A 4079-nucleotide genomic window follows, 5' to 3' on the forward strand; every position below is an offset into this window, starting at 1 on the left:
GAGCGCGGGGGGGGGGGGCTCCTGCGCCAGACGGGCACGTCCATCCCCTGCTGCGCATGCGCCTCTTGCAGCCGTGGTTCAACCTCTCTGGCGAAGGGGTGGGAGACGCGGTCTGCGGCCCCCGAGCCTTCTCCGAATTCACGGGCGTGCCCTTCGGGCTCGGCGGCCAGGTTCCCGACGCCGCCACGCCCTTGAAGATCCGCCGGAGGCGGCTCGATCGCGGATGCCGCGTTCGCCGAGGCGCCGAGCTCCGCTAGAAACGCGAAGGGCGGGAGAGATCCAGAGGCCCGGGAGCCCACGGGAGGGAGAAGGCGTCCCTAAGCGGCCCTCCCGGCGCCGCTTAGGGCGAAAAACCGACTGTGGAAAGCGATCAGACCGGTACGAGCACCATTGACCAGCGGTTCGCCTAGGCGCTCTTCTTCGTGACGAAGTTGATGATGGCCAGCAGCACCACCGATCCCAGCAGCGCCACCACGAACGACCAGAGGTTGAACCCGGTGAAGCCCTCCGCCCCGAAGAAGCTCATGATGAACCCGCCGATCAGGGCACCGACGATGCCCACGATGATGTTCTTCACGAGGCTGCCCTGCTCCTTCATGATCATGCCCGCGACCCAGCCGGCCAGGCCGCCGATGATGATCCACACGATAATGCTCATGGTTATGCTCCTTTCCTGTGACCGACATCGTCCAGTGTAGGAGTTCGCAAGCGGGGCAGCCGATACTGGAAGCATCTCGTGCACCCAGCGTTTCCGCGTCGTTTCGCGAAGAACCGCAGACGGCCGTCAGCGGCAGTCCAGGTACTCCAGGAAGCGCTGCGTGGCGAGCGAGGCGGCTTCGCGGCTGCGCAGGGCGAGCCCGATGGTCCGGTAGGCGGGCTCCTCCAGCGGCCGCGCCGCGATGCGGTACGGCGCGCGCCGCAGGATGAGCCCGGGGAGGATGCTCACGCCCAGGCCGCATTCCACCATGGCCATGATGGCATAGTCGTCCCAGGTGGTGAAGCGCGTGCGCGGCGACAGGCCGTCGCGCTCGAACACCTCGGACACCACGGTGTTGTCGCCCTTCTCCAGCAGCAGGAACGGCTCCTCGCACAGCTCCGCCGCCGGTACGCGCTCCCGTTCGGCCAGCGGGTGTCCTTCGGGGAGCACGGCCAGCAGCTCGTCGCGCTCGATGAACGCCGTCTCCAGGCCGCGGTGCGCAGGCAGGCGCAGAAAGCCGCAGTCAACGCGGCCCTCGAGCACCCATTCCTCGATCTCGCCGTAGTCTCCCAGCAAAAGCTCGTAGTCGATGTTCGGGTAGTCCTCCTGGAACGCGCGGATGACGTTCGGCAGCCAATGGGTGGCCACGCTGGAGAACGTGCCGATGCGGATGAGGCCCGCCTGCAGCCCGTTCAGCTCGTCGACCTGGGCCTGCAGGCGCGCATGCTCCTCGCACACGCGTCGGATGCACGGCAAAAGGCGCGTGCCCTCGGACGTGAGGCGCACGCCAGCCCGCCCGCGCTCGAGCAGGGCGACCTTCCACTCGCGCTCCAGGTCGGCCACCATGCGGCTCACGCCCGACTGGGAATACGAGAGGGACTCGGCCGCCTTGGTGAAGCTTCCCAGCTCCACCGTCCTCACGAACGCCTGGTACTTCTGGATGCTCGCGTCCATCGGCGTTTCTCCTTCCATCCCCGTCTCCGCCGGCTCTGCCCGGTCTGCTTTACCATGCAATTTTATCATGCTTATTATGATAAACATTCGCTTTTGTGCTTATTTGTTCTATGGCACACTGTCTCCGGCAGTTTCCCGCACACGGTGCGGGATGGGCGGCGAAGCAAGGGGAAGAAGGGCGAGGGTGGCACGGGACTACGGGAAGTACGTGGGGGCGTTGCTCCTGTTCGGCAGCAACGGCATCGTGGCGAGCGGCATCGCCTTGCCCAGCTCCTCGGTCGTGCTGCTGCGCACGCTGCTGGGCAGCCTGCTGCTGGCTGCGCTGCTGGTTGCCGCGAAGCGCCGCATCACGTTCCACCGGCACCTTGGCGACCTGTGCTGCCTCGCCGCGTCCGGCGCGGCGCTGGGTGCCAGCTGGCTCTTCCTGTTCGAGGCTTACCGCCATCTGGGCGTTGGCACCGCCTCGCTCGTGTACTACTGCGGCCCCATCATCGTGGCCGCCCTGTCGCCGTGGCTGTTCGGCGAGCGGCTGACCCGCGCGAAGCTCGCCGGGTTCGGCCTCGTGCTGGTCGGCGTGCTGCTGGTGAACGGCCGCGCGCTCGGCGAGGGCGCCTCGGGATGGGGGCTCTTCTGCGGCGGGATGTCGGCCGTCATGTACGCGGCCATGGTGGTGTTCACGAAGAAGGTGCGCCACGTAGAGGGACTGGAGAGCTCCGCCGTGCAGCTCGCGTCCAGCTTCGCGGCCGTCGCGCTGTTCGTCGGCGCAACCGGGGGGACCTCGCTGCAGATAGGTACCGCCGACTGGGCGCCCTTGCTCGTGCTGGGTCTGGTGAACACCGGCTTCGGCTGCTTCGTGTACTTCTCCGCCATGGGTAAGCTGCCGGCGCAGACGGTGTCGGTGTGCGGCTACCTGGAGCCCCTCGCAGCCGTTGTGCTGTCCGCGCTGCTCTTGGGCGAGGCCTTCTCCCCCGTCCAGGCCGCAGGCGTGGCGCTCGTCATAGGCGGCGCCGTGTACGCCGAGTGCGGCGCGAGGCTGCACCTGCCCCACGTCCGTCGCGCCCGCGGCGCGGAAGCCGCGCTGTAGGCCTGGGCATCATGCTCCCTGTCGGCGCCGACAGCGGCCGTCGACAAGCACGAAAAAGCCGCCCGAAGGCGGCTTTCGAGTTTCTGGTCGGGTTGACAGGATTTGAACCTGCGACCCCTTGACCCCCAGTCAAGTGCGCTACCAAACTGCGCCACAACCCGTTATGCGTCTTGGGGTTTGAATCGTTTCCCCGTCAGACAGCTTGAACATATTACCGTTACTCGCCGGGTATTTCAAGATGGAATTTATCATCTTCCCCGAATCTTTTTCAATTACGCGTGTTCTGTCTGGGGTGCGGCGCCCGCCGATGGGCCGTCAAGGGACCGATCGTGTGGATAGCGTGTGCAAGGGGCTTTCCGCCCAACCCCGACCGAAAAGCACGCGGATGCGCGTACACTGGTTGACGCGGCACGTTGCCGCACGTTGTTGGCAGTGGTTCGGGCTCGGCCCGCGCTGCCTGTTAAATGCCCCGCGGGGCAGAAAGCTAGGTTTTCATGTCTACAGGTACAGTTAAGTGGTTCAACGCCGACAAGGGCTACGGTTTCATCTCCCAGGACGGCGGCGATGACCTGTTCGTGCACTTCAGCGAGATCCAGACCGACGGGTTCAAGACCCTCGAGGAGAACGCCCACGTGGAGTTCACCGTTGCCGTCGGCAACAACGGCAAGAGCCAGGCTACGATGGTGCACACCATCTAGCTCGCCGAACTTCGAACTGCCCGGGGCCGGCCCGCCGGTCCCGATTCTAAAGCCCCTCCGCCCTTCACGGGCCGAGGGGCTTTTTGCACCCACGTAAGGCCGGCGCAGACCTGGCCCGGCCTTACGGCAGGAACGAGGCGGCCACGTCGAGGATGCGGTCGGCCAGACGGTCCTTGGGCATGAGGGGAAGGCCGTACGTCTCCTCCGCCGTGACGAACCACACCTCGTTGTCGTCGGTGCCGAAGGCGCGGCCCCCTCCCACCTCGTTTCCCACGATAAGATCGGCATGCTTGGAAGAGAGTTTCCGCTGGGCATTGGCCACCACGTCGTCGGTCTCGGCGGCGAAGCCCACCACCACCTGGCCGGGACGCTTGGCGGCGCCGAGCGTGGCCAGGATGTCGGGATTCTCCACGAGCTCGATGGTGCCGAGCAGCGCATCCGCCTCGCCCTTCTTCAGCTTGCGCGCCGCAGCCTCGCGCGGCCGCATGTCGGCCACGGCGGCCGAGAACACGGCCACGTCGGCCGTCGCGAACGCCTCCTGGGCCGCAGAAAGCATCTCGCGCGCCGTCTCCACGTGCACGGTGCGCACGCCCTCGGGCTCGGGGAGCGCCACCGGGCCGGACACGAGCGTGACGTCGGCCCCGCG

General features: G+C 66.7%; 5 protein-coding genes and 1 tRNA gene. 2 read left to right on the plus strand and 4 right to left on the minus strand.

Annotation, left to right across the window (positions count from 1 at the left end):
* Positions 1-406: 406 nt before the first annotated feature.
* Positions 407-658, minus strand: a complete 252-nt coding sequence (locus GPA_RS02020; RefSeq protein WP_015538797.1) for a GlsB/YeaQ/YmgE family stress response membrane protein — start codon at positions 656-658, stop codon at positions 407-409.
* 126 nt (positions 659-784) lie between these two features.
* On the minus strand, positions 785-1651 hold the full coding sequence (locus tag GPA_RS02025; protein WP_015538798.1) for a LysR family transcriptional regulator: 867 nt from the start codon (positions 1649-1651) through the stop codon (positions 785-787).
* A gap of 184 nt (positions 1652-1835) precedes the next feature.
* On the opposite strand from GPA_RS02025, the gene GPA_RS02030 reads away from it, so the two are divergent.
* On the plus strand, positions 1836-2735 hold the full coding sequence (locus GPA_RS02030) for a DMT family transporter (RefSeq protein ID WP_041238803.1): 900 nt from the start codon (positions 1836-1838) through the stop codon (positions 2733-2735).
* A gap of 84 nt (positions 2736-2819) precedes the next feature.
* Here GPA_RS02030 and GPA_RS02035 read toward each other — a convergent pair.
* Positions 2820-2896, minus strand: a tRNA-Pro gene (locus GPA_RS02035).
* A 333-nt stretch (positions 2897-3229) separates the two neighbouring features.
* On the opposite strand from GPA_RS02035, the gene GPA_RS02040 reads away from it, so the two are divergent.
* Entirely contained in the window at positions 3230-3433 is a 204-nt protein-coding gene (locus GPA_RS02040) for a cold-shock protein (protein WP_015538799.1), read from the plus strand.
* A 121-nt stretch (positions 3434-3554) separates the two neighbouring features.
* On the opposite strand, the gene GPA_RS02045 is transcribed toward GPA_RS02040, so the two are convergent.
* On the minus strand, positions 3555-4079 hold a 525-nt coding region (locus tag GPA_RS02045), incomplete at its 5' end, for a phosphopantothenoylcysteine decarboxylase domain-containing protein (RefSeq protein ID WP_041238804.1).

This window comes from Gordonibacter pamelaeae 7-10-1-b (genome assembly GCF_000210055.1).
In the GTDB taxonomy this organism is placed as follows: Bacteria; Actinomycetota; Coriobacteriia; order Coriobacteriales; family Eggerthellaceae; genus Gordonibacter; species Gordonibacter pamelaeae.

Coding starts and splice junctions, on each gene's coding strand:
- GPA_RS02040 (WP_015538799.1), top strand. CDS start 3,230: ATGTCTACAGGTACAGTTAAGTGGTTCAACGCCGACAAGGGCTACGGT.
- GPA_RS02020 (WP_015538797.1), bottom strand. CDS start 658: ATGAGCATTATCGTGTGGATCATCATCGGCGGCCTGGCCGGCTGGGTC.
- GPA_RS02025 (WP_015538798.1), bottom strand. CDS start 1,651: ATGGACGCGAGCATCCAGAAGTACCAGGCGTTCGTGAGGACGGTGGAG.